This is a genomic window from Streptomyces sp. RFCAC02 (assembly GCF_004193175.1).
Taxonomy (GTDB): Bacteria; Actinomycetota; Actinomycetes; order Streptomycetales; family Streptomycetaceae; genus Streptomyces.
Window position 1 is genome coordinate 1,788,465 of record NZ_SAUH01000001.1, and the last position, 23,764, is coordinate 1,812,228.

At 67.3% G+C, this 23,764-nt stretch carries 19 protein-coding genes and 4 pseudogenes; 11 read left to right on the forward strand and 12 right to left on the reverse strand.

Translation table 11 applies throughout. The features are described from left to right. Nucleotides 1-165: 165 nt before the first annotated feature. Both EMA09_RS08215 and EMA09_RS29435 read right to left on the reverse strand, forming a co-directional pair. On the reverse strand, nt 166-597 hold the full coding sequence (locus EMA09_RS08215; protein ID WP_240796297.1) for a transposase family protein: 432 nt from the start codon (nt 595-597) through the stop codon (nt 166-168). A 56-nt stretch (nt 598-653) separates the two neighbouring features. Beyond that, nucleotides 654-917, reverse strand: a pseudogene (locus EMA09_RS29435) (transposase family protein); the annotation flags it as partial. Nucleotides 918-1,448: 531 nt separating this feature from the next. On the opposite strand from EMA09_RS29435, the gene EMA09_RS08225 reads away from it, so the two are divergent. From EMA09_RS08225 to EMA09_RS29440, 3 genes and pseudogenes are all read left to right on the forward strand, one after another. After that, entirely contained in the window at nt 1,449-1,820 is a 372-nt protein-coding gene (locus tag EMA09_RS08225; protein WP_129840336.1) for a hypothetical protein, read from the forward strand. 3 nt (nt 1,821-1,823) lie between these two features. Continuing rightward, nucleotides 1,824-3,479: a hypothetical protein gene (locus EMA09_RS08230; protein ID WP_129840338.1), complete on the forward strand. Its 1,656-nt coding sequence runs from the start codon at nt 1,824-1,826 to the stop codon at nt 3,477-3,479. A 157-nt stretch (nt 3,480-3,636) separates the two neighbouring features. Beyond that, nucleotides 3,637-3,747 (forward strand): annotated as a pseudogene (locus tag EMA09_RS29440) (DUF1173 family protein); the annotation flags it as partial. Between the two features lie 54 nt (nt 3,748-3,801). On the opposite strand, the gene EMA09_RS08240 reads toward EMA09_RS29440, so the two are convergent. Further along, entirely contained in the window at nt 3,802-4,437 is a 636-nt protein-coding gene (locus EMA09_RS08240; protein ID WP_129840340.1) for an IS5 family transposase, read from the reverse strand. Nucleotides 4,438-4,534: 97 nt separating this feature from the next. Here EMA09_RS08240 and EMA09_RS08245 point away from each other — a divergent pair, with 97 nt between their 5' ends. Beyond that, entirely contained in the window at nt 4,535-5,737 is a 1,203-nt protein-coding gene (locus EMA09_RS08245) for an IS110 family transposase (protein WP_129840342.1), read from the forward strand. On the opposite strand, the gene EMA09_RS08250 is transcribed toward EMA09_RS08245, so the two are convergent. Continuing rightward, the gene (locus EMA09_RS08250; RefSeq protein ID WP_129840344.1) at nt 5,727-6,113 is read right to left on the reverse strand and encodes an IS5 family transposase; all 387 of its coding nucleotides are present in this window, start codon (nt 6,111-6,113) and stop codon (nt 5,727-5,729) included. The two genes, EMA09_RS08245 and EMA09_RS08250, sit on opposite strands and share 11 nt — an antisense overlap. Between EMA09_RS08250 and EMA09_RS08255 the strand changes: the two genes are divergently transcribed. After that, a complete protein-coding gene (locus EMA09_RS08255) occupies nt 6,112-7,131 on the forward strand; it encodes a DUF1173 family protein (RefSeq protein ID WP_129840346.1) in 1,020 nt (339 codons plus the stop codon). The two genes, EMA09_RS08250 and EMA09_RS08255, sit on opposite strands and share 2 nt — an antisense overlap. Before the next feature lie 90 nt (nt 7,132-7,221). Here EMA09_RS08255 and EMA09_RS08260 read toward each other — a convergent pair whose 3' ends face one another. Together EMA09_RS08260 and EMA09_RS08265 are read right to left on the reverse strand one after the other, a co-directional pair. Beyond that, nucleotides 7,222-7,860: a hypothetical protein gene (locus EMA09_RS08260; protein ID WP_129840348.1), complete on the reverse strand. Its 639-nt coding sequence runs from the start codon at nt 7,858-7,860 to the stop codon at nt 7,222-7,224. Next, entirely contained in the window at nt 7,832-8,338 is a 507-nt protein-coding gene (locus EMA09_RS08265; protein WP_129840350.1) for a hypothetical protein, read from the reverse strand. Before EMA09_RS08265 ends, EMA09_RS08260 begins: the two co-directional genes overlap by 29 nt. 80 nt (nt 8,339-8,418) lie before the next feature. On the opposite strand from EMA09_RS08265, the pseudogene EMA09_RS08270 reads away from it, so the two are divergent. Next, nucleotides 8,419-8,592, forward strand: a pseudogene (locus EMA09_RS08270) (transposase); the annotation flags it as partial. Nucleotides 8,593-8,639: 47 nt separating this feature from the next. Here the strand turns inward: EMA09_RS08270 and EMA09_RS08275 are convergent. From EMA09_RS08275 to EMA09_RS08295, 5 genes and pseudogenes are all read right to left on the reverse strand, one after another. Then, nucleotides 8,640-9,281 (reverse strand): annotated as a pseudogene (locus EMA09_RS08275) (IS630 family transposase); the annotation flags it as partial. Nucleotides 9,282-9,526: 245 nt separating this feature from the next. Continuing rightward, complete coding sequence (locus tag EMA09_RS08280; RefSeq protein ID WP_129840352.1) at nt 9,527-11,560, reverse strand: DNA recombination protein RecN; 2,034 nt, start codon at nt 11,558-11,560, stop codon at nt 9,527-9,529. Continuing rightward, nucleotides 11,557-12,135, reverse strand: coding sequence for an ABC-three component system middle component 2 (locus EMA09_RS08285; protein WP_129840354.1), 579 nt, complete (start codon nt 12,133-12,135; stop codon nt 11,557-11,559). The genes EMA09_RS08280 and EMA09_RS08285 overlap by 4 nt, the downstream gene beginning before the upstream one ends. A 40-nt stretch (nt 12,136-12,175) precedes the next feature. Beyond that, nucleotides 12,176-13,150, reverse strand: coding sequence for a serine/threonine protein kinase (locus tag EMA09_RS08290; RefSeq protein WP_240796298.1), 975 nt, complete (start codon nt 13,148-13,150; stop codon nt 12,176-12,178). Between the two features lie 420 nt (nt 13,151-13,570). Continuing rightward, nucleotides 13,571-13,843, reverse strand: coding sequence for a hypothetical protein (locus EMA09_RS08295; protein WP_129840356.1), 273 nt, complete (start codon nt 13,841-13,843; stop codon nt 13,571-13,573). A gap of 687 nt (nt 13,844-14,530) precedes the next feature. On the opposite strand from EMA09_RS08295, the gene EMA09_RS08300 reads away from it, so the two are divergent. The 4 genes from EMA09_RS08300 (at nt 14,531) to EMA09_RS08315 (ending at nt 17,514) form a co-directional block, all read left to right on the forward strand. Beyond that, nucleotides 14,531-14,899 carry a hypothetical protein gene (locus EMA09_RS08300; protein ID WP_129840358.1) on the forward strand — a complete coding sequence of 123 codons (369 nt, stop codon included), beginning with the start codon at nt 14,531-14,533 and terminating at the stop codon, nt 14,897-14,899. A 124-nt stretch (nt 14,900-15,023) separates the two neighbouring features. Further along, nucleotides 15,024-15,548, forward strand: coding sequence for a regulator component (locus EMA09_RS08305; protein WP_129840360.1), 525 nt, complete (start codon nt 15,024-15,026; stop codon nt 15,546-15,548). Then, nucleotides 15,535-16,692: an MAB_1171c family putative transporter gene (locus EMA09_RS08310; protein ID WP_129840362.1), complete on the forward strand. Its 1,158-nt coding sequence runs from the start codon at nt 15,535-15,537 to the stop codon at nt 16,690-16,692. The genes EMA09_RS08305 and EMA09_RS08310 overlap by 14 nt, the downstream gene beginning before the upstream one ends. Nucleotides 16,693-16,746: 54 nt before the next feature. After that, the gene (locus EMA09_RS08315) at nt 16,747-17,514 is read left to right on the forward strand and encodes an SDR family NAD(P)-dependent oxidoreductase (protein WP_129840364.1); all 768 of its coding nucleotides are present in this window, start codon (nt 16,747-16,749) and stop codon (nt 17,512-17,514) included. A gap of 638 nt (nt 17,515-18,152) precedes the next feature. Here the strand turns inward: EMA09_RS08315 and EMA09_RS08325 are convergent. Further along, complete coding sequence (locus EMA09_RS08325; RefSeq protein ID WP_129840368.1) at nt 18,153-18,572, reverse strand: hypothetical protein; 420 nt, start codon at nt 18,570-18,572, stop codon at nt 18,153-18,155. Between the two features lie 284 nt (nt 18,573-18,856). Between EMA09_RS08325 and mobF the strand changes: the two genes are divergently transcribed. Beyond that, the gene (gene mobF / locus EMA09_RS08330; protein ID WP_129840370.1) at nt 18,857-23,572 is read left to right on the forward strand and encodes a MobF family relaxase; all 4,716 of its coding nucleotides are present in this window, start codon (nt 18,857-18,859) and stop codon (nt 23,570-23,572) included. Nucleotides 23,573-23,764 lie beyond the last annotated feature (192 nt).

The following is a 23,764-nucleotide window of genomic DNA, read 5'->3' on the forward strand; positions in this document are numbered from 1 at the left end:
CTCCTTCACAGCAACTGCTAGGTGTGAGAGCAGTCCGGCGACGGACTGGGCGGTATCGGACATGTGCTCGCGACGACCGTGGTGGCGGGCGAGGGTCCGCCAGTTTTCCAGGTGGGCGTTGGCGTCCTCGACCCGGATGCGACGCGAGGAGTGCGCCTTGCGCTGTCATTGGTACATCTCCTCGTACCGGTCCGGCGGGTTCCTCTTGAACTTGCGGTGCGGTGGCGTCACCACGCGGCCGCCGGTCTGCGCGCCCAGCCCCTGAAAGCCGGCGTCGGCGAGGATCTCCACGCCTGGCCCCTCGGCCAGGAGCTCGACCAGGCCCAACTGCCGGGCATGGGTGATATCCGCGCAGCTTGCCGGCACGGCCGGGCCGCAGAACAGCAGGCGTCCCTCGGCGTCCGTGACGACCATGGACTTGACTGCGTTCTGCTCGTTCTTGCCGGAGATGAACTTCCCGCGGTCCTTGCGCCCGGCCGCCGGACGACGCACCCGGATCTCGGTGCCATCGATGATCCCGGTCTGACCGCTCGCGCCGAGATGGTCGACGACCTCGCGGCGAGCGTGCGCAGTCGGACGTCGGGCGCGACGGTGCAACCCCGAATCGCCAGCAGTGGTTGTACTTCACCGATTGCGCGCGTGATGGCGGAGCGGTCCACGGCGAACCAGCAGGCCAGTACGTCGTGGGTGGCACCGTGCCGGAGGTGGATGAGGGTGGCCAACAGGCGATCGACGAAGACCAGCTTGTGCCTCGCCCCGGCACCGACGGCCCGACGGCGAGGGCGTGACGTCAACACGGCCCGGTGCCGCTCGTGCCACAACGGACCAACTTGAGCGATGAGTTCAGCGAACACATTAGGCGTCAGCCCCGTGATCCGCCGACTTCGAACGATCGCTGCATGTACCTGACTCCCCACTACCCGCTCCAAGATCAACGATCACGGTTTCGAAGCGCCACCGCCAACCATGCACGAGCTCGTTAGTCGTCATCGCCCCTGCGAGGGGTACCAACTGCTCCCCCTCGGTCTGGCGTCCTCATCGGCGCCGTGGGGGGCCAACGCGCCCTTCCTGGCCCGTCAGGCTGCAGCCGGGCAGATTCACATCTCCGCTTCGAGGGCACCTCGATGCCCGGCAGGGAACCGCGGGACTGATGATCGTCCTCATCATTCCTGTGAGGCGAGGGCCAACTGTGCCCCCCAGGTCGAGCCCTCTTCGAGGACGAGGGCATCGGAGGCAACCCGCACGACCAGGGACTCGTGCCGTAGTCGAAACGTTGAGCGTTCAGCAGCTCGCAGACATCCGGTCCCGGACCCGCGGCGATATTTCACTCTTTCCAGTGACGCGCCAATATTCACCACCCGGGCCATTTACATAGGAAAATGGCGTCCGAACGTTCACCCCTTACACCTTGCGAGGCGTTTATGGCCGTTCCCTCTCTCCTGGCTGGCTTGCACGATGCGTTGGGCAGCGATCAGCCCATCGACGTACTCAATGCCAGTTGGGAAGCGTTCGATCTGGGGGAGCGTGCCGCCGATGCGGTCGCCTGGGCGGAGGGGTTCGACGAGCTCCAGGCGCTCTATGCCGCCGAGAGGTGCGCTGCGGGGCGAGCCATGTTCTTCCCTCCCCAGGCGAGCACCTCCCCGACACTGCCCGATCCCCCTGAAGAGGCCCTGAGGGCCGCCGCGGAACTTCTACGGCATGTCCATCGGGCGCTCACCGCGCTGAGTGGCAACGCTGAGGTGCCGGGGGAGACGGCGCTCAGCGCTGCAGCTCTTGCGTTGGAGGCGGCGCAGTCGCTCGAGTCGATCCGGGCGTCCTGACGCGTGCCGGCAACCCTCAGTTCGGCATTCGACGCTTCCGTCGAGGCACTGCGTGCGGCGACGCGGTCTCTCCCCGCCTTCCCCGAGCCGGGTCAGGCCCGCACGCTCCTCTTCCAGGCGCAGGAGTTCTTCGCCGGCCTGCGCGCCTACCCCGACGTCTTCGCCCGGGACGCCGCGAAGGCGCCGGGGCCTGGCTCGTTGATGAGCCGACCCCTCGCCGACATCCGGACCTACTTCGCGGTCGCGGATCGCCATGTGGCCGAAGCCCTGGCGCGGTCGTCGGTGAACAGCGGGCCGGCCGGCGAACCCGCCATCCACCTCCAGGTCGCGGCAACCCATCTCGGGGCCTCCCGAGACCTGATGAGGACCCATCGCGGCCCCGACGGCGATCCAGTAACGCCGTACCTTTACCTCTTGGCCAGCGGCGGCGCGCAGAGGTATGTCTTCTTCCGTGTGACCGACCTGGCGTGGGAACTGGGTAGCTTCATCGAGCGCCTGGCCGACATCAGCTACATCTCCGGAGTGAGCGGCAATCTCCGTCTCGCTCACCAGGCGTTGCACCGTTCCGTGGTCCTCGGGCGGGAGGCCAACAAGGAACGACTGGTGGAGTTCGGCGAGCTGTCCGTCGCTCCGGCGCTCGCGGTCGGTCCTACGCCTCAGCCAGACCTTCCGAGTGCCCTGGATCGCATCGGAGAGGAGTGCGACCGCGTCATCCGCGCTGTGTTCCAGGCAAGCCGCAGGACGGGAACTCCGCTCAGTGGCTCGGATCTCCGGCAGATCGGGCGCAGCCTCGCGCACGGCCACCTGCTCATCGGCCGGCTCCTCCTGCACCTCGCCGGTGATCAGCCCCCCGAACTCGCCGATCGCCTGCGGCGCACGGCCGGCGGCCTGCGCGAGGTGGCACAGGGTTGGCAGCTAGTCACGGACGCTCTCCGGAGCGTTGTCGATCTCACCGACCCTCGCGAACACCCGGCACTGCCGCGCTTCAGCGACATCCACATTCGCACCGGACAGGTGGCCTTGATGCCCCGGACCCAGCCACATCCGGCCACCATCAGCGTCCACACGGCGAGCCTGTGCGTCGGCCAGCTCCTGTACGGCCCCCGCTGGGACCCCACCATGCCGCCCCCGCAGCCCCGGCTCAGTGCCGACATCCTCAACACCGTCCGGATCGGTCCGCTGCTGCGCGACCTCCACCGCCTACCGGCCCTCGGCCAGCATTTCGCTCAGGCAGCCCCCTACCTCCTCGACGAGATCAAGCACAACCTCGTCACTCACTCCGGCCGTCGCCCCTCACCGAGAACCCGCTGGTTTGCCCTCTCGGCCGACCGTCTCGACCACCTCCTCGACGTCTTCCACGCTGCCGCTGACAACGCCAAACGAGGCGCCCAGTTGATGGCCGGCGCGGCCATGGCTGTGGGAGCCGATACGCCACGAGCACGTCTCGACGCGCTCGTTCGCCACATGGTCGCTCCCGGCCCGCCTCCGCCACCCCTTCCCGCAAGCCGGGCGTTCGCGAAGGCGCAAGAGCGCTGGATGCCCGCCCACCGCATGCCGGTCGCCCGCCGAGGCCTCGTACGCAACCAGGGGCTCACCGACCAACACTCCGAAAGGCTGCCCGGCGCACACACCCCGCCCCCTCGGCGCCCGACCCTGTGACCGACGAGAGGACCGATCGCTGCTCCGCCCAACGACCGCAGTCCGCAGCGGCGAGAGGACCATCCTGGTTCGCCTCGCCGACCGCACCGCACCGCTCACCGCCGTCCGGAACAGTCCCGCCCGCTATGTCCGTCTGCTCGATCGGGCCAAGTCCGAGGTGGGGCACGCCGAGTGTCTCTGTCAGCCCCGCGGCCTCAAGCTGGTGGTGCGCGTCCGGGCCGGCCGATACCACCTCGCCGGATGGCCTGACGACGGCCACCACCACGCCCCGGACTGCCCCTTCCACAAGACGGCCCCGAGCCTTAGGGGTTGTCTTCAAATGTCAGGCCCACATCAGGAGCGAGGCGAGGGTGACGGCTGCTTGGTAGGACTCGATGGTCTTGTCGTAGCGGGTGGCGATGCCTCGCCATTGCTTCAAGCGGTTGAAACAGCGTTCGACTTCGTTGCGCTGCTTGTAGAGGCGTTTGTCGAAGGCTGGCGGTCGTCCGCCGCGGCTGCCGCGCCGGAGCCGGTTGCGGATCTGGTCGGCCCGTTCCGGGATGGTGTGGCCGATGCTCCGCTGCCTGAGCCAGTCGCGGATGGCCCTGGAGCTGTAGCCCTTGTCGCCCAGGATGTGGTCGGGCCGGTTCCGTGGCCGTCCCGGGCCGAGGCGAGGCACCCGTATCGCCTCCATCACGGTCGTGAACTGGGTGCAGTCGTTGGTGTTCCCGCCAGTGACGGTGAAGGCGAGCGGACGCCCCACAGCATCGCACGCCAGGTGGATCTTGCTGGTCAGGCCACCTCTGGAGCGTCCGAGCGCGGGGTCGCGGAGCCCCGTTACCTTCTTCGTGGCCTCGCAAGGAGGCTCCCGGCCTTCGGCCCCGGTATGACTTGAGCCCCCAGTCGAGATGATCGAAAAGGTGGTGTCGCCGGTGTCGGAGGCATTGGCAGAGCGCTGATTAGAGGCACGAGCGCCGATCCCTCAGCCGGGTACGGCAGTCTCTTCGTAACGTGGATGCCGGCATGCTGATGCCGCAGGTGAGGCCGGGGAACAGGTGAGGGCGGGAGCGACGGTCGTGACGGATGAATCTGTCATCGGTGTCTATCTGGGGCTGGATGTCGGCAAGGGCGAACATCACGCCGCCGCTGTCAATCGCGCTGGGAAGAAGGTGTTCGACAAGCCGTTGCCCAACAGCGAGCCGAGGCTGCGGGAGCTGTTCGACAAGCTGCGGGCCAAGCACGGGACCGTGCTGGTGGTCGTCGACCAGCCGGCTTCCATCGGAGCTCTGCCCCTGACAGTCGCCCGGGATGCAGGCTGCCAGGTCGCCTACTTGCCCGGGCTGACCATGCGGCGGATCGCCGATCTTTACCCTGGTGAAGCCAAGACCGATGCCCGTGACGCGTTCATCATCGCGGACGCTGCCAGAGCGATGCCCCACACCCTGCGGGCAGTCGATCCCGCTGATGAGACGGTCGCCGAGCTCGCGATGATCGCGGGCTTCGACGACGACCTGGCGGGCGAGTCCACCCGGATCGCCAACCGGCTCCGCGGCCTGCTCACTCAGATCCATCCATCACTGGAACGGGTCTTGGGCCCACGGATTCAGCACCCGGCCGTGCTCAGGCTGCTGGAGCGGTTCGGTTCCCCGGCTCAGATTCGCAAAGCCGGAAGGCGACGACTGGTCACTCTGATACGGCCGAAGGCACCGCGGATGGCCGAGCGGCTGGTGGAGGACATCTTCACCGCACTCGACGAACAGACCGTCGTCGTCCCGGGCACCGACGCGGCCGCACTGATCGTCCCCAGCCTCGCCAGTTCCCTCACGTCCGTCCTTGACCAGCGCAAACTCCTCGCAGCAAGGATCGAAGAGCTTCTGGAGGCCCACCCTCTTTCCCCAGTCCTGATCTCGATGCCTGGCATCGGGGTCAGGACCGCAGCCCGAACCCTCATCGACGTCGGTGACGGCAGCGGCTTCGCCACCGCCGGCCACCTCGCCGCCTACGCCGGCCTGGCACCCGTGACAAGGAGCTCCGGCTCCTCCATCCGCGGTGAACATCCTTCACGACGCGGCAACAAGCAGCTCAAACGGGCCTTCTATCTGGCCGCATTCGCCTCGCTCTCCCAGCCCGAGTCCCGTGCTTATTACGACCGGAAACGCCGCGAGGGCAAACACCATGTCGCAGCCCTCGTCGCACTCGCCCGACGCCGCATCGACGTCCTCTTCGCAATGCTCCGAGACGGCACCTTCTACCAGTCACCCGCCCCGGCTACAGCTTGACGAAACCCATAGAGGCACCTTTTCGCGCCCCGGCGGCGTGCTGGTGGGCACGGACGACGGTGGAGTCGACCGACACGAGCCAGTCGATGTCCCCGGCTGCATCCGCCCGGGCCTGGGCGGCTCGGAGCATCCGCTCGAACGTGCCGTCCAGTGCCCACCGGCGGAACCGGGTGTGCAATGTGGCCCACGGACCGTACCGCTCGGGCACGTCACGCCAAGCGGTCCCGGTGCGGAACTTCCACACGATCCCGTTGAGCACCGTACGGTCGTCCGACCGCTTCCTACCCCGCACCGACACGGGCAACAGCGGCCGGACGAACTCCCACTCGGCATCCGACAGTTCATGGCGACGTATCACCCAACCATGATCCACCATGCAAGATCTTTTGAAGACACCGCCTAGCGGACGCTCCCACTACACCGATCGAGCGATCCTGGATGACGGGACCGGTACCTCCATCCGACTGATGCAACCACTGACGACCCGGACGTCGTCACCGGACCGGCATGCCGCCGGAGACCCGCCGCATGATCGGCTTCAGACCGCCCGCGGAGCGATCAGCCTCCTGGGCCTCCTCCACTACCTCTGGGAACAAGCCCAGCTGAACCAATGGCATCCGTCATGGCACCGAAGCTGGTCAACCTGCCGCTCGCGCCTCCAGCGTGCGGTCGGCGACTGCTCGGTGAGCGGTCAGGCGCTCAGCGAGGTCCTCTACGTAGTTCCGCCGTACCGTCCCTCAAGCGCCGATGTCAACGCTCGGGACTTTGACGACTTCCGTAGCCGCCTCGGTAACCATCGCGGCATGGAACACCGCGGACTGGTTCTCGGTGAACTCAGGGACACGGCTCCGTCCCAGCACAGCGTACGATTCCGGCTCTGTCACCTTGCCACGCCGCTGTTCGCCACCACCGCGCTGGTCGAGCGGACGCGGCGTTCCTACCGCTCGGCCTTCTCCCCCGCAGCCATCGACGGCTCTTGTCGGCGCGTCATTCTTCTGCTCGTACGCCGCAGCGCGAAGGGCTACCTCCTGATCGACGACCTCGCTGCCATGCTTTCCACCCGCAGCTATGTGCCGGCGGACTCCTCCCACGAGATCCGCATGGCCGGTGCCTTGTCTGCCGCCGGGCGTCGCTTCATCAAGCCCCTGCGCTACGACATCACCGACGGCGTCTTCCCTGATTTCGTCCTTACGGACGAGCCATCGGGTCCGGTCTACGTCGAGGTCTACGGCATGAGCAATCTGAGCTGCTATCGGGAACGCAAGCGAGCCAAGCAGACGTACTATCGCGCTCACAACATTCCGGTGATCGAGTGGAGCGTCACCGAGCCGCTACCGGATCTGGCACCTAACCTCGAAGTGGCGGTGAGCTGGGGTCACCAGCCACGGGAATGAAGCAGCTCTTGAATGCACCACGAGAACGACCAGCACGCGGAAGCGCATCTCCGCAGCAGCGCCGAGTCTGGTCCGGCCAGTTGATGTCGATCAGCCGTGTGTCGCCCCATCGAAGCTTCGGTTGAGGCCAGGGCATCCCGCGAGGCACTTATCGCAGCTGAGCCTCACTCCCGGCCGGAAATTCGGCCCGAGAGCAGCACGCAGCTCGGTAGTTGTGCCGAGTGACAGGCTACCGAAGCGCGCGTCCCGGAACCTCGGGTTGGCGACGAGAGCCACTGCCAGGATCTGGGCCTTCGTGATGATGGTGAGGCATTCACTGCCTTCGTACGACTCACCGGGGATGTGATCGCATTCGTCAGGATCAAGGCCGCAAATCGAGCACTCCCGCTCGTCCACGCGTGTTTCCACGCTAAACCCGACCCGAAGATGCCCAAGATCGACTGGGCACTCCCGATAGTAGACGCCGTCGCGATAGGCCATGGTGCAAGCCTTCGGATAGGCCCGCCTGAGAAACCCGCCTACCTCGTCCAGCAGCTCATGAGCCCGGTCGAAGAGGGCAAGGTCGTACCCCTCGGAACGGTCCATTACCTGCCGCAGCTCCCCCCTCAGCCTCCGCAGGATCTTTAGCGCAGCAGGATCGGGGTGGCGGGCAGCTTTGGCCTGCTCAAGGTCGACCTGGCACTGCTGGAAGACCTCGTTCTCATCCCTCGGGGAGCTGACGGCGTTCATCCTCAGAACCCCACCTCTCGATCTTGGTAATCGCTTCGAGGACCGAGTCGGCCGGGCCGTCCAGCACCAGCTTGGTGGTCAGGTCACCCTGCCGGGTCACCTCCACGTGTAGAAGGGGGGGCGGAACAGTCACCTCTTCGCCGGACGAATCGCCTCTCCTGAGGATCTTCATCGTCGCGTAGGAGGAGACCAGGCCAGTCAGCGTTGTGATCACGGCCTCCTTCCCGAAGTCCCTGGCGAACTCAATGATCGGAAGCCAGAACTCGGCGGCGTCGTGGGTGAGGTAGGTACGGTCAGGCTTCTCGTCCTCGAACTCGACGGTCAAGCCAGCGAGGCGCATGAGCTTCGCCACCCTGATCGCTTCGTACGGGTAGTTCCCGGGGACATCCGAGCGGGACACGCTCGGCAGTCCGGCAACTCCACGCCTGATCAGCACATCAGCCACTGTCAACCCCATGAGTCTCCTCTCAGTTGCCATGATCCCACAACTGAGCGTATCTCTCTGATGGGCTCATCAGTTGATCCGATGTTCTTGTTCGATTAGTGATCACTGATGCAATGTGGGGCCGAATCGAGCCGCTGATGCCGGCTGATCCGGCCCGTGGACGGCGGTGGGCCGACCACCGCCGCACGCTCGAGGCCGTTGCGTGGAAGTACCGCACCAACACACCCTGGCGGGACCTGCCTGACGAGCTCGGCTCGTTCCAGACCGCTGGCAAGCGGCTGAAGCGGGGGTGTGTCAGCAGCCATGTGTGCACCACCGGGGCCTTGTGGGTGGCGAGGTTGTCGCAGATCACGTGGACCGCCAGGCCCTCGTCGGCCTGGCGGTCGATCTCGTCGAGGAAGTCACGGAAGTCCACCGCCCGGTGCTGCGCGGACAGCTTGGTGATCACCTTGCCGGTCGCGGTGTTCAAAGCGGCGAACAGGTCCACGGTGCCGTGCCGGACGTAGTCGAAGCTCCTGCGCTCGGGCACACCCGGGATCATCGGCAGCACCGGCGCGGTCCGCTTCAGAGCCTGGATCTGCGGTTTCTCGTCCACTGCGGATACCACCGCGTTCGCCGGCGGAGCCAGATACAGACCGACGACGTCACGGACCTTGTCGATCAAAAACGGGTCCGGGGAGGTCTTGAACGTCTCTGTCCGCCACGGCTGCAGCCCGAAGGCATGCCAGATCCTCAGCACGCTCGCGGGCGAAATGCCCACCGCCTTGGCCAGCTCCCGCTTCGACCAGTGCGTTCCGCCAGGCGGAGTCTCCTCCCGGGTGCGGACCACCACGTCTTCCACCTGGGCGTCGGTGATGGTCCGCGGCACCCCGGGACGCGGCTCGTCGGCGAGCCCGTCCAGACGGTCGCGCAGGAACCGAGTCCGCCACTTGGCGACGGTGCCCCGGTTCACTCCCAGCCGGGCCGCGATCGCCATGTTGGACTCACCCTCCGCACACGCCAGCACGATCCTCGCCCGCAGGGCCAAACCCTGCGCAGTCGTCCGACGCTTGACCCAGTTGTTCAACACCTGCCGCTCGGCCACGCTCAGGACCAGCGGCTCCAGCCTGTTGTCACCCACAACCAACAGCACACCGAAACCGACCAGCACCCGTCAGCCAAACCCACGAACTGGTACGCAACCCGACTTACGTGGTGCCGAATCAACTCACAACCAGCTCACTAGGCGGGGTGAGGAGGTAATTCGGGGCTGCCTTCGTCTGTAGTGGTCTCGTCGTCGATCAGCCCGTAGGGGGGCCGGTCCTCGTTGCGGCTATACCGGACCACGACGTTCTCTTCCACGAGCACGGGCGGACTGTTGTCGACGATGATCACCTGGGCACCAGCCCTCTGTTCAGCCAGCCAGCTGGTCAGGTGGCGGTAGAAGTCGTCGATGGCGATCGCGTCTGCGATTACCGCGTCCCGCGTGGCGCCGTGGCCAAGGTTCTTCTGCGGGCTGTCGATCATGAGGAAGCCGGGGTGGGCGGCCGATGTTTCGACGGCCACCTCGAAGACGGCCAGCTGCCAGGCCAGGGTCAGGAGTGTCCGGGCGCCGGATGACGCCTCGCGGTAGGAGCCGCCGCGTACGTGAGGAACCAGGTTCGTGTCGATCATCGGCTGGCTGAGTTTCGGGTAGCGCCACTGCCGCAGGAGGTCGCTGTACCGGCCGCTGATTCGGCCGACGACCAGGTCCCTGTCCTGTGTGGCATCTCCCAGTCGGTCGCGTTCCTCCCGCAGGCGTTCGATCTGTGCCTCCTGCCGCTCCACGAGCGCGGCGCGCTTCTCCAGGCCAGCCTGAAGCTTCGCCGCGTTCTCAGCGTGCTGGAGATGACGGAGGACGTCCTCGCGCCGGCGCTGGAGGTTGTCGCGAGCGGTGAGGAACGGGGAGACGGTGGGCGAAGTGGCTTCGTCGACCGCGGCCGCGGCACGTTCTTCGTCGATGGCGGCGTCTTCTGCCTGGAGCTTCAACGTGGCGAGCGAGCTGTCCAGGTCCTCGATGTAGGCAGTGATCTCCTTCAAACGGGCCTTGGTGGCTCTGATCTCCGCCGCGACGTCCACCCGCCCCTCATCCGACGAGTGCTCGGCTGTGGCGGTGCCGAGCGTCCGGTGACCGTCGTCGTGGGGCAGCTCGTGGCTGCACAGACTGCACGAGCCGTTCTCCACCGAGGGGGGAGCGGGCAGCCGGTTCAGGCACGCCGGGCAGGTCGTGACGCTGAGAGGGTCGAACAGGCGCTGCGCTTCGGCCAGCATGTTGAGCTTGACCAGGTCGTCCGCGTACTGCGCCCGCAGCGGCATCATCCGGGTGAGTTGCGTCTCGCAGTCGCGTACCACGCCAGCAGCTAGCCGAGCACGCTGGGCAGCTTGCTGGTGCTCGCGGCGCAGACGCCCGGCGAAGGTGGTGCCGGCTTGCGCTGCCTCGTCGAGCACCCGTAGCTGCTCGGTCAGCCCCCGCAGCTCGCCTTTGTATTGCTCAGCGATCAGAGCGCCGACCGAGGGAACGTCCTGCTCGTCGACGAACGCCCGTGCTGCGGCGAGTTCGGAGCGTGCCTGGGTGAGTCGGACGCCCAGTTCCTTGATGCGTTGCCCAAGCTCGGCGGCGCGGTCGTCGTGAACGCCGAAGACGACGTCGACCACCTGCTTCAGCTTGTGCTTCTTCATGTACTCGTTCTCGAACAGGAAGTTCATGGAGGCGATGCGCTCGTTGGGCAGGAACGCGAGGTTCATGAGGTCGCGGATGCTCAGGGGGTCGGTCCGGGACTCACGGCTGGAGGGGGCCTGCCGCAGCTGAACGCCTTCGAGCTTGCAGTGCCCCAGCAGCAGAGCGGAGAGGCTCTCGGGCGCTCCCGCCGGCTCGATGGTCCTACTCTCAGGTTTGGATTGCGGCGGGCTGTCCAGCGTCCCCCGGCGTACGTAGGCGACCTTCGACGGCTCCCCGACGGGTCTCTCGATGACGTGCGGTTCGCCGGACAGCTCGACTTCCAGAAGGCAGGAACGGACTTTCCGCAGCACCTCAGGATGCCGTGGATGACGCTTCCCACCAAGGCCGTATGCGATGAACTCCAACACCGCGGTCTTGCCCGAGCTGAATGCCCCGGCCACCACGGACAGGTCCCGCACCCGCTGGTCCTGGGTGAAATCGACGTCATAGTTCCGGCTGACGCCAGCAAGGCGCAGGTGCCGGACCCGGATGCCAGGCAGAGGCTGCATGGTGGTCATCCCTCCCAGGGCATGTCAGGTGCCTGCGGTCCCGGCCCCAGCACGCTGAGGAGCGCGGCACCGGGCCTGCCCTCTCCATCCGGCCGCAGCCACCGTGCGGTCTGTTCCCGCAGCGCCTTGTCGCTGAGCTTGCGGAGGCGACGCACGACGATGGACGCTGCAGTGGCGAACGACGCGGCGTAGGTCGCGGTGAAGCGCGCCCCGAGTTCCCGACCGCGGTTGCTGATCGAATAAGCGAAGGCGCCGTTGCGGTTGTGGACCTCGCAACACCCGTAAGCCACGAGCAGTCCGAGGTCGTGCTGGATGCGCTCACGTCGACTGGTGAAGCGCTGCGAGGAGGACGCGTACGAAAGCACCTGCGGATCGAACCCCGCCAGCCTGAGCATATTGCCCTCCCGGCCGTCGGAATCGACGACGAGGAAGGGATTCGCCGACAGGAAGTCGTAGTACCCGATCCGCTCCAGGCTCGCCCCCTTCGCGTCCTGTCCGGCGACAGCGTCGAGAAGAAGCAGCAGCTGCGCCAGCCGGAAGGCCACCTCGTCCTCCGGCATCATCACCGGCCGGTGTGCTTCCACAGCGAACTCCTCGTAGATCTGACAGGACAGGCGACGACGGTCAGCCGTCGGAGTGCTCGGCGGCGATCTGCCGCCAGTGTTTGACCCATCCCGCCTTGCGGTTCTCCACAAGCCGGTGCACCAGCCCCCAGCTGTGCACCAGCTCCAGGCGGAGCGACTTCGGCAGTTTGTCGTGCTCGTTGCGTACATCGCGCCAGACACGGGTGTGGAGAGCCCGAAGCGCGTCCTCGGCCACGCATTCGTTGAACTGCATCTCCCATAGACCGTGGAGCGTCGCATCGGCGGAACTGAGCGCCGCCACCTCCGCCGGAACATCCTTGTGCGCGATCTCGCGAGCCACCAGATCGGCGTTGAAGAACTGCCTCTTGGCCGAGTCCAGCTCCACGTGGCCGGCCTCGGTCATCTGCCGAATGAACAAGGCGGAGCCAAGGGCGGCTGCCTTGTCGTCCTCGACTTCGAGTACCAGCCGAAGCTGCTCCACGGAGGCGGGGGCGGCCTGAGCGTAGGTCTCGTAGAAGCCGCGACGCACGTCGTCGCCCTCGGGGCTAAGCAGCTTCTTTCGGAGGGCGGTCTCGTCCCAGAGCTGGATGACGAGGCTGTGTTCCTTCTCCCTCGCCTTCGTCCACGTGTCCCACCATGCTGTCATGGGGCCGTCCATGCTGGAGGGGATGCACAGAATCCAGCTGGCGATCGTGTGGCCGTTCTTGACGGCTGCCTTCAGCACGTTGTCGAGCGAGTCTTCGACCTGCCTCACGTGCTTCTTGGTGGTGACCGGCATGAAGTACTTGGACTGCCACACTGTGATCGCTCCGCCGAGGTTTCCGGCGAAAGCGTCGATGCCCCAGTCGCCTGGGTTGGCAGCGACGGACCGTACGTTTGGGGTCGTCGCGTCGGCGAGCTGAACGATCATCATTTCGAAGTCGTCGCGGGCTCCGCCGGGGCTTCCCCCGCGGACTGCGTGCACGTCGAAGCTGATTGGCTGGACACCCGTCGGCACGGCTATCGAATCAGGCACAGCCCCCCCATGCGCCGGCGGCTGCACACAGGATGCTCCCCGAGCGTCACGCACCGTGTCGGCGGAGTCTACACAACGGCCACTCGTCTGATCAAGAAGTGGAACGCACCGACATCTCAAATGCGGTCCACCGCGCAGCACGGCAATCTCGCGAAACCTGCGAGCCACGGTCCAGGCGTGCACCAGCCACGTCTCGGCCCCGGACCATCTCTGTTCCGGGCAAACTACGAAGGGTCCTCACCTGTCCCGCCCTGTCCTGTTCTCGCCTGTTCTGGCCTGGCCTGGCCGAATAGAGGTGCGGGCGGTTCCGGTTCCCGGCGGGCAGGAATGGCACCCCCACCGAGTATCCGGTGTCGATCCCGGCGCACAGATCCAGGTGGAACGCGTCCCAGCTCCTGCTCCGGGACGCCAACCGCAATTTCATAGTTCACCGTCGTCTCGGCCACGCAACCCAGGCGAGACATGCCCGAGCTGAAGGACTTCCGCGATGAGTGCCGGAGCCAGGTTCGGCATCAACCAGCTGGCGGCGGCCAGCGTACGCGCAGCCCATGCTTCCCGCGCCTCCGCGGACGGTTCGGCGCGGGGGGAGTTCCGGACCAAACTCTCGCCACCACTACCGGTCAGTTGGATCGTGACGTGGACGTTGCCGCGGAACTCAAGAGAGACGACGAAGGGTACGTTCGTGATGTCCACTGCCTCACCTGGCGCGGTTGGCGCCGCAGGTTGATCAGCGCCCCCCTGAAAGGCTCGCGCCGGTCCGCAGCTCGTCGACGACAAACGGCATTGCCCGGGAAAGGCCACTTGTTCTGCGGGGCCATCTGTTGGCTGCCCGGGACCGAGTAGGGCAGGTCGCCGCGCGGACATGGAGGAGATTGCTCCTTCGTGGATAGTGGCACTCGTTCGTCAGGCGGAGATTCGATGACAAGGCACGGCGGCCGGTACGGCGTACGCGCCGAAGAGCGCTCATTGCCCCGACGACGCCGCAGGCAAGGAAATACCCGCCAGTCCAACCCCTTGCTGACGGAAAGCTATCCAGCGGACACCGCAGTGTCAATCTGTCCGCTGCGCGTTGAACTGAACATCCCCCCAGCCGACCAGCAACAAACGACGCGCCCGGCTCCTACCTGGAAGAAACTTCCGATCGCACGCCATGCCGAACAGGTGCGCCGTTGCCGGAGACAGCGGACAGCTGTATAAGGGAACGCGGCGCTTCATCCGCGCCCGCAATGCGAGTCGCGACGGATTGAGTCGCACAAAGGAACGAAAAGCGGAGCCATGGGAAGTAATCACGGCGACACGGACCTCCCACCACTGGCCCGACGCCTAGAGACGATCATTTCTGCGTATTACCGCAACAGGAAGCGTCCGAGCTACAAGGACATGGCCGTCGAAATCGAACAGGCAACCGGCACCTCCTTCTCCAGTACATACCTGTGGGAGTTGGCGACCGGACGCAAACGCAACGTGACGGCAGACCATCTGCACACGCTCGCCGAGTTCTTCGGTGTAACCCGGGACTACTTCACCGACCCCGAGGTTTCGGAAAACGTGCGGCGGAAGATGGAGTTCGCCGTCGCTCTCGGCAACAGCAAGGTACACACACTGGCCGCGCGCGCCGGTGGCCTGTCCGAGGCACACCTCGAGGCCATCCTCGCGGTGGTGCACGCGCTTTCCGACGAGCAAGTCGACCGCGGCCGCCCGACCGGAGACACGCAAGGCTCCGGCCTCTCAGCCAGCTCGCCGAGCTGAGATGCCGACCCTCGACAGCGACTTCTTCGCGACGCACCCAGCCGTTGCGAAGCAGGGAAAGGCAGACGTGAGTGTTTACATCTTCCATCGATGCTCTCTGCGAGAAGGAGAAGCGGAGCAGCGAATGACGACCTTCAGGGAGTACGTCCGTCTGCAGGACCGCTGCCGGAAGATCCTTGACGACCTCGGCGTCCCCCGGTCCAGCTCCCTTGAATCCCTCGTGCGGTGGGTGGAGGGGATGCGGGGTCGGCCGCTGGTTCTCAAGGAGCTTCCGCACCAGGCCGCCGGCGCGGGAGCATGCGGTCTGTGGTTGGGCACCGACGCCGCGGACTTCGTCTTCTTCGAGGCGCGGACCGCCCTCGTACACCGCGAGCACATCGTCCGGCACGAGCTCGGCCACATGTTGGCCGATCACCATGCCCCGCGGCCGAACGACGGCCTCGGCGGTGGCGTGGAAGACCTGCTGACCGGACTCGAACCCCGCCTGATCAAGCGGCTGATGGCCCGCACCAGCTACACCACCGCCGAGGAACAGGAAGCCGAAATGCTCGCCAGCCTCCTGCACGGCGATCACCAGTCGACCGAGGTCACCGGAGCACTGGGCCGGCTGCGCACGATGCTCGGAATGAGGGCCGATGACCGTAGCTGAGTGCGCCGAACACGTCGGCCGGTGGAGCGTCCTGCTGATGTGGGCGGCGCTGATCGTTCGTGCTCGCCCGGCGCTGGCACGGCCTCGTCAGCGCGCGCTGTGGCTCGCGATCCTCACGGCGGCGAGCGCGACCACGCTGTTCCAGCCGGAGGTCATTGACTGGGCCGTGGACATCACCGGTGACGCCCGGACCATCACCCTCGCCCGCAACATCGTCGGCATCCTGGCCGCCGGTCTCACGCTGCTCTTCGTCGTCGACTGCGCACGACCGCGCCGCGCGCGAATGCTGATCGCCAGCGTCACGACCGCCGCCGTGCTGGTGCTGATCGGCATGGATCTCGCCCACGGTGGCTATGCCGGACCCAGCATCCCTTCACATGGTGGCCCAGTTGAGCCGTCGGCCGCCTACTGGCTCGTGGTGTGCGGTGTTCATCTCGTCGCCGATCTCGTCATCGCAGTCCTGTGCCATCGCTATGCGGTACGCAGCGGGGACCGCGACCTCGCCTGGTCATTGAAGCTGTTCGCCATCGGCAGCGTCCTGGCCGTCGCCTACTGGGTCGGCTACCTCGTTCACCTCTTCGTTCGCATCCCCGATGCGCTTCCGTGGCTGGCGTTGCTCATCAACCTGCACGGCGTCTCCCGCGCCCTCACTCTCCTGGTTCCGCTCGCCACCGGAGCCACTGAACGCGTTCGGCAAGCGCGCGGCATCTGGCTTTTGTGGCCTCTGTGGCGGGACCTGGTCACCGCCGTTCCCGCCGTCGCTCTGGTCCCGCCCCAGCGCACACGGATGCGGCAGTTCCTCCGGTTCCGCACCTCCTTCGCGCTGCAGGAACACCGGCAGATCATCGAGGTCTACGACGCTGCCCTCGACCTGCAAGCCCACCTGGCTCCCGGCGCATACGACCGCGCGCTCGAACGTGCCGGGGAACTGGGCGTCCCCGCCGCCGACACGGCGGCCGCAGCTCTGGCCGGCGCCCTCGCGCAGGCCAGACGCGCGAAACTCGCTGGAGAGCCCGCTTCCAGCCCTCATCCGCTGCCCGGCCTGGACTCGGGAGACACGGCCTTGCTCCTGGCGTTGTCCCGCCACTGGCCGACCATGGCCCGATCCCTCCCGGACCCGGAGCCCATCGGCACTCTCGTTTGAGTCCCCCACGTCCCGTCCCACCCGGCGTACGCCGGAACCCGAAGGACACTCCGCATGACCACCGCTCTCATCACCGGAGGGACCTCCGGCATCGGCCTGGGTTTCGCCCACCGCTTCGCCGCCGACCACCACGACCTGGTCCTCGTCGCCCGCGACCAGCCGCGGCTCGAGCGCACCGCCGCAGAGCTCACGGATCGCCACGGCATCCGGGTGGACACCATCAACGCCGACCTCGCCACCACGGAGGGATGCGCCACCGTGGAGAAGTACCTCGCGTCCGCGGCCATCGATGTCCTGGTCAACAACGCCGGCCACAGCCTCCCCGAACCCTTCCCCCGGAGCCCACTCGCCGACGAGGAACGCATGCTCGACCTCCTCGTCCGCGCCCCCCTCCGACTCACCCACGCAGCCATCCCGGGCATGACGACCCGTCGACGCGGCACCATCCTCAACATCGCCTCCGTCGCCGGCCTCCTCCCCACCGGCACCTACGGAGCCGCCAGGTCCTGGCTCATCAACTTCAGCGAGTCTCTCCGCCATGACCTTGCCCCCTTCGGCGTCCGCGTCCTCGCCGTCTGCCCCGGCTTCACTCGCACCGCCGCCCCCCACATCGACACCGTCCCCGACTGGGTCTGGCTCACCGTCGACCAGATCGTGAAGCAGGCCATGAAGGACCTACGCCGCAACAAGCCGCGCAGCATCGCCGGCTGGCACTTCAAGCTGTACGCCACCGCGGTCCACCACGCCCCACGTCGCCTCACCGCCCGCATGTCCCGTTCCCGCAGAGCAGGTGTCCGACAGAAGGACTCGGCGTCTGCCTGACGCAAGCAGAAGATCCGTTCTGCCCTCTGCGCTGTCTCGAAAAATCAGAGAGGCCGATCGAGGACACGGCGTGTGATTACGCCCGCCCCGCAAGGGGAAAAACAATGCTTCTCTCGCTGAGACGGCACCGCTCCTTTCCCTGACCGCACCACCAAGAAGCAGCTCATTCACCAGACCCGCAGAGAGGGAGTCTGTGACGAGAAACGTAATGGCCGAGTCTCCGATCGAGGAACTGCACCCCGACTGGATCGGCTTTAAGGTAGAGGTGGACACGCACGATGGGACGCGCGTCGGTTTCCGCCTCGCTCGCTATGAAGTGACGGTTCGCGATGGTGAGCCGTTGTGGACTCTGTTCAGCGCCGACCATCCCTGGCGGACGGAAATCCGCGCAGGCGGTCGGGTGAGATGGTGCCCTTCACCGGCCGAGGTCGGACGACAGGCCACCTATTACTCGACGCAGCCCGCACAGCCGGCACCGGTAACGGTTCCTCTGCCTCCAGGGGCGCCTTCGTCGACGCCCCTCCGCCCGCAGACCTGGGGAGTTCCGCCCTCCCCCAATGGGTGATGAGCACCAACGTACGAACGCTGCGGCCCTCGCGCTGGCTCGGTAACGGCCTGCACGAGGGCCGCGGTGTCTGTTACGCCGGCGTCAGGAGTTCCTCATCCGCACCGTCCGTCGTCTCGCCCGCTGGTGGGGCGCTGACGGGAGTTGGGGCCTCCCGCTTCCGCGGCGGCCGGACCTCTCGAATGCTGCCTTCTGGCACCCCCAGGCGCTCGGCGACGGACCGGATGCCGGCCAGCTTCAGCATCTCGCTCACAGCGTCCGCCATCTCTCCCCGGAGCCGCCCGGTCTCCCGCTCCGCTTCACTTCGCGCCCTGGCGCAGTATCGATCGATCTTCGTCTGAGTCGCCGCGTCGATGTCGGCGATGGTGCTCTCCGCCTCGAACCACCGGGTCGCGAGGTCTTCCAGTTGTTGCTCGCGCCTCCGCCGTTCGACGTTCAGTGCGCGCGCCTTCTCTCTCGCCAATACAGCACGTGAAGCCCTGCGCTTCGCCATGCGTCTCCTCTCTGTCGCCATTGCGGGAATTCCATTGTGAACCATCAGACGTATGTCGCAGCGGAATTCCCGCAGCGACGAGAAAGACGGATTGGCTGGGGCTTTACCCCGCGCCGTACGGACAGCTGGCGCCCTGGTTGTCCACAGGCGTGCTCGGGAGAGCCCGCCTGTGGACAACCAGACGCTTCGCGGATGCGCGTGCCGCCGCGTCCGCCTGGGGGCGTCCGCGACGGCACGCGCATCGAAGCTCTTGCATTCACAATGTCACGAGGTAGCCTCTGCGCATGATGACCATTCACAAGCTCTCCGCTGGGAATGGTTACCTCTACTACACACGCGAGATCGCGAGCGGCGACGAACGTCGAACCGGGCGCCGTGGGCTCACCGATTACTACACGGCAGAAGGAAATCCACCTGGTGTTTGGGTAGGTTCCGGAACCGTGGAACTCGGTGTCTCCGGGACGGTCACCGAGGCGCAGATGAAGGCCCTCTACGGTGAGGGATTGCATCCGGAGGCAGATCGGATCATCGAGGGTGCCCTGCAAGAGGGGCAGACGGAGAAGGCGGCGATCAGGAGAGCGCGGCTGGGCCGACGCTACTACCAGTACGACCAGGACCAGGGGCCACTCGCAGCGCAGATCCAGACCGCCATCGAGGAGTTCGAGGACCACCATGGGCGCGCGGCGACGGACAAGGAACGTCGGCGGCTGCGCGGCAGGGCCGGAGCCCGCGCCTTCCGCGAGGACTTCGGGCGTGCGCCGAAGGACGGCGAGGAGCTGAGCCGATACATCACCGCGAACACCACCTCGGGACGGCAGGCTGTCGCCGGATACGACCTCGTGTTCCGCAACAAGTACGGCTCGCTTCTCTGGGCGTTGGGCGACGAAGAGACATGCCGGCAAGTCCAGAAGGCGCATGAACAGGCGATCACCGACACCTTGGACTGGATCGAACGGCACGCGCTGGCCACCCGGACCGGCGTCAACGGCATCGCCCAGGAAGATGTGCGAGGCGGACTGATCGCTGCCCGGTACCGCCACTACGACAGCCGCCGGGGTGACCCCCTCCTTCACGACCATGTCGTCGTCGCCAACAAGGTGCGCGGGCTGGACGGGAAATGGCGCAGCATCGACGGCCGGCTGCTCTACGCGATGGGCGTAGCGGCCAGCGAGCTGTACAACCAGCGGGTCGTCGAGGAACTGTGCGGTCGGCTGGGCCTTCGAGCGCAGGAGCGGGAGGTCACTCCGGGCAAGCGGCCCGTCATGGCCATCAGCGGGCTGGACGACGACCTGGTCGATGCGTTCTCCAAGCGCGCACAGGACATCCACGCGGAGCTGCGCCAGCTCCTTGCCGAATACCGGCGCCGCTACGGGCGGGAGCCGGACGGTACGACCCGCATCGCTCTGATCCAACAGGCTGCGCAGCGCACCCGACCGGGGAAGAAGAAGGCACGGGCGCTGGCTGACCTCCGAGCCAGTTGGCGTTCCGAGGCCATCGCGATGTTCGGCGCCGAGCGGATCGACGGCCTCCTGCGCCGCGCCCGGCAAACCGCTGCGTCCAGCGGCGCGCCGGTCACCATGGACGTTGCGGAGGCCGCTCGTGAGGTGTTGCGGGTGGTGTCGGAGGAGCGCTCGGTGTGGGGCGAGCGGCACGTTCTGGCCGAGGCCAGACGCTACGTCGTCCGCGCGACGGGCGGCCGAGGGGACACTCGAGGGCTGGCCGAACGTATCACCGGGACCGTCCTCGAACAGGGCGCTCTGCAGATCACGCCGCCTGAGCTCCACGCCCCTTTCGCCCCGCTCCTGCGCGCAGATGGCAGCAGCATCTACCGGCGCCGGGAATCGAGGCTCTACACCTCCCACGCGGTGCTGGCGAACGAACAACGCCTGCTGGACGCGGCGCGCGCCTGCGTCATCCCCGCGCTGAGCGTCGACCGCTTCGCCACCGTCGCCGAACGGTTCGGGGGAGAGCAGCTGGACGCCGGTCAACTCCGGCTCGCGGAGGCGTGTGCCTGCTCGGAACGGCTCCTGGTGGTCGGCATCGGCCCAGCCGGCTCGGGCAAGACCACGGCGCTGCGGCTGGTCCGTGAGGCAGTGGTCGCCGGTGGCGGCCGGCTGATCGGGCTGGCACCGTCCAGCCGGGCCGCCAAGGTCATGGAGAGCGAACTCGATACCACGGCGTACACCCTGCACTCGTGGCTGGTGCAACGGGAACGTGCCGCTGATGGCCGCCGGATCCGGGAAGAGTTCCAGCTGCGTGCGGGCGACGTCATCGTCGTCGACGAGGCCGGTATGGCGGGCACCCGCAACCTCGCTCGGGTCGTCGAGGAGGCGGAAGCAGCCGGCGCGCTGGTACGGCTGATCGGCGATCCGGCGCAGCTGGGCGCCGTCGAATCGGGCGGAGCACTACGTCTGGTCGCCCGCGAGGTGGGGGCGGTGGAGCTGGAGACCCTGCACCGCTTCCGGACGCCGGGAGAGGCAGCCGCCACACTTCTGCTGCGCGACGGCAATCCGGCCGACGCCTGGCGGTGGCACCTTACCGCCGGCCGGATTGTCGGCGGCGACACGGACACCATGCTGAACTCGGTGTTCACGGCCTGGCAGTCCGATACCGCAGCCGGACGGCACCCGCTGATGATGGCCGAGGACGCCGACAGCGTGCGCGAGCTGAATCTCCGGGCACAGGCGCACCAGCTCGCCACCGGCCGGATCGATCTCGGCCGGTCCATCGCCCTGCGCGACGAGACGCGGGCGGGTGTCGGCGACGTCATCGTGACACGCAGGAACGAGCGACGGCTGTCCGTACTTCATGGCCGGGACTTCGTGAAGAACGGCGATCAGTGGCACATCGAGTCGCTCGACGAGGACGGCAACGCCGTCGCCCGGCACACGGACCACGGCGGGCGCGTCGTGCTCCCTGCCGGCTACCTGCAGCAGCACGCGGAGCTGGGCTACGCGAGCAGCGTGCACCGCGCCCAGGGGGTGACGGTGGACACCGCACACGGACTGATCACGGCCCGTACCAGCCGGGAGGCCGCCTATGTCATGGCCACCCGCGGCCGGCATGCCAACCACCTCCACGTCGTCACTGAAGAGGGCCAGAGCATGCGCGATGTGCTCGACACAGTGGTCCACAGCAGCCGCGCCTCGGCCTCCGCTCACGGGACGATCCGCGCCGAGCAGGAACGCGCCGGGAGCATCGCCCAACTCGTCGCCGAGTACGCCGACGTCCACGGCCGAGCGGACAGCCTTCGCCTCGAACGCACCGCCCGCCGTGTACTGGGAGCGGCCGCGGAGAGGTTCATCAGCTCCGACGCCTGGTCGGCGGTCGAACGCGCCCTGCGCGCCGCCGAGGCGGAGGGCTGGGACGCCGGCCGGCTGCTCGCCGACTGCCACGACGCCTGTGGCTTCTCCGACGCCGACGAGCCGGCCGCCGTACTCTCCTGGCGCATCAATACCCAGGCCGCCGAAGGTCGAGCGGCGGTTCGGCGGGCCGCCGAACAGGAAGCCCGACCAGGAGGCAGCCGCCCGCTCAAACATGTCGATCAGGACTGCCTCGGCCGTCTCCTCGCGCAGGCCGAACGCCTGCGTCGGCACGCCTTGGACGAGCTCGGCCGGGCCGACGCGGCAGTCGCCAACCAGCCTCGCCCCGTCATCGTTGACAGCCTTCCGGTGCCCCCATGGCCGCACCGGCCCTGCGGCTCCCTCACTCGAGCCCAGCTCGCCGCCGCTCTCACCGACACCCGTCTCCTCATGCGGCGAGCGGCACGTGACGGCGCGCCCGAAGTCGAACGGCGCGCCGCTGCCGAGCACGCCGGACTCCGCCGCGAACTCCGCCTGCGCCGAGCCATGCGACCGATTCACCGAATGCGGGAGGACTGGCAGCGGGAGTCCGGCATCGACTCCAGCGGCACCGCTCAGCAGCCGCTGGGCACCATCCGCTCCCAGCTGACCGGTACCCTCCACCGCCAGGACGCGGCACGTGAACGACTCCGCCGTGCCGACATCATCGCCGACCGCGTCCGCGCCGAACAGCGCCTCCGTCGCCGACTCCCGCATGGCCCTCCCCCGACCCCTGACCAGTCCGGGCCACTGCCTGAGTGGCTGGCCCCTTCCGCCGCTCTGCAACGGGCGGACGTCCCGCCCGCCTGGCGCCAGCACCTTGAAGAACGCCGCAGCGTTCTCACCCAACGACTGGCCCAGGTCGGCGCTCTGCTCGCCACCCACCCACCGGGCTGGACACGCCCACTCGGCCCCGTCCCGCCTACAGGCGGCGAACTGCGGCAGCTCTGGGAACACACCGCCGCGCTCACCGAAGCCTGGCGTGCCCAACACGGACTCGGCGACTCCGTCAACGGCATCGGGCCGCCTCCAGAAGAGCAGCGCGAGGCCCATGCCTGGACCGAGCTGAAACGACGTATCGACACCGTCGGCCGCCGATCCCGCGCCACCGCCGCAGCGCATGCACGGCCCGACGACCCGACCCTGGGCACCCGGATCGCCGCCCGGGCCGCAGAAAACCACCTCTACCGCATGCTCGCCACCGACTTCCCCGACCCCGGTGACCGGGAAGCGGCCACCGCGGCCACCACCGCGTCCGCCGACCTCGCGCTTCACCTCATCCTCAACGGCGACGAGCCGCCGGAAACATGGATGCGCGAGATCCCCGCACCAGACCCCGCTGACGAAACCCAGCAGGCACAGTGGCGGCAGCTCGTCACCGCCATCGCACTCTGGCGCCTGACCCGAACCACCGCCTCCGACACACCTCTCGGAGACATCCCGGACGACGACGAGCTACGTGCCCGCTGGGCACGCCTGCACGACGCCCTGATGCTCTTCCAACGGAGTCGCATCCGGCAGCTTCTGTGCAACACCCACACGCTCGTCCCAGCCACCGGGAGGGCCAACCGTTCACCCGAGGCCGATGAAGGCGATCGACGGGACCAGCGCCCTCCCGCCACCACCCCAATCCCTCGATCACGTCCTAGAAGTCGGTAGTCGGGGCCAAAGGAGCAGTGGAGCCACCGACAGCAGATCTTCTGGACATGTTCGTAGAGGTATCTAGTGTCGCGGGAAGGCGCACGCCCCCCAACACAGGTCCGATGCGGGAGTCGGACGGTCCCGTGGCAGCCTGACCAGCAGGAACAGCCCCGCCGGTGAATGCGGCTGCTGCCCGAATGGGCTCCCTGC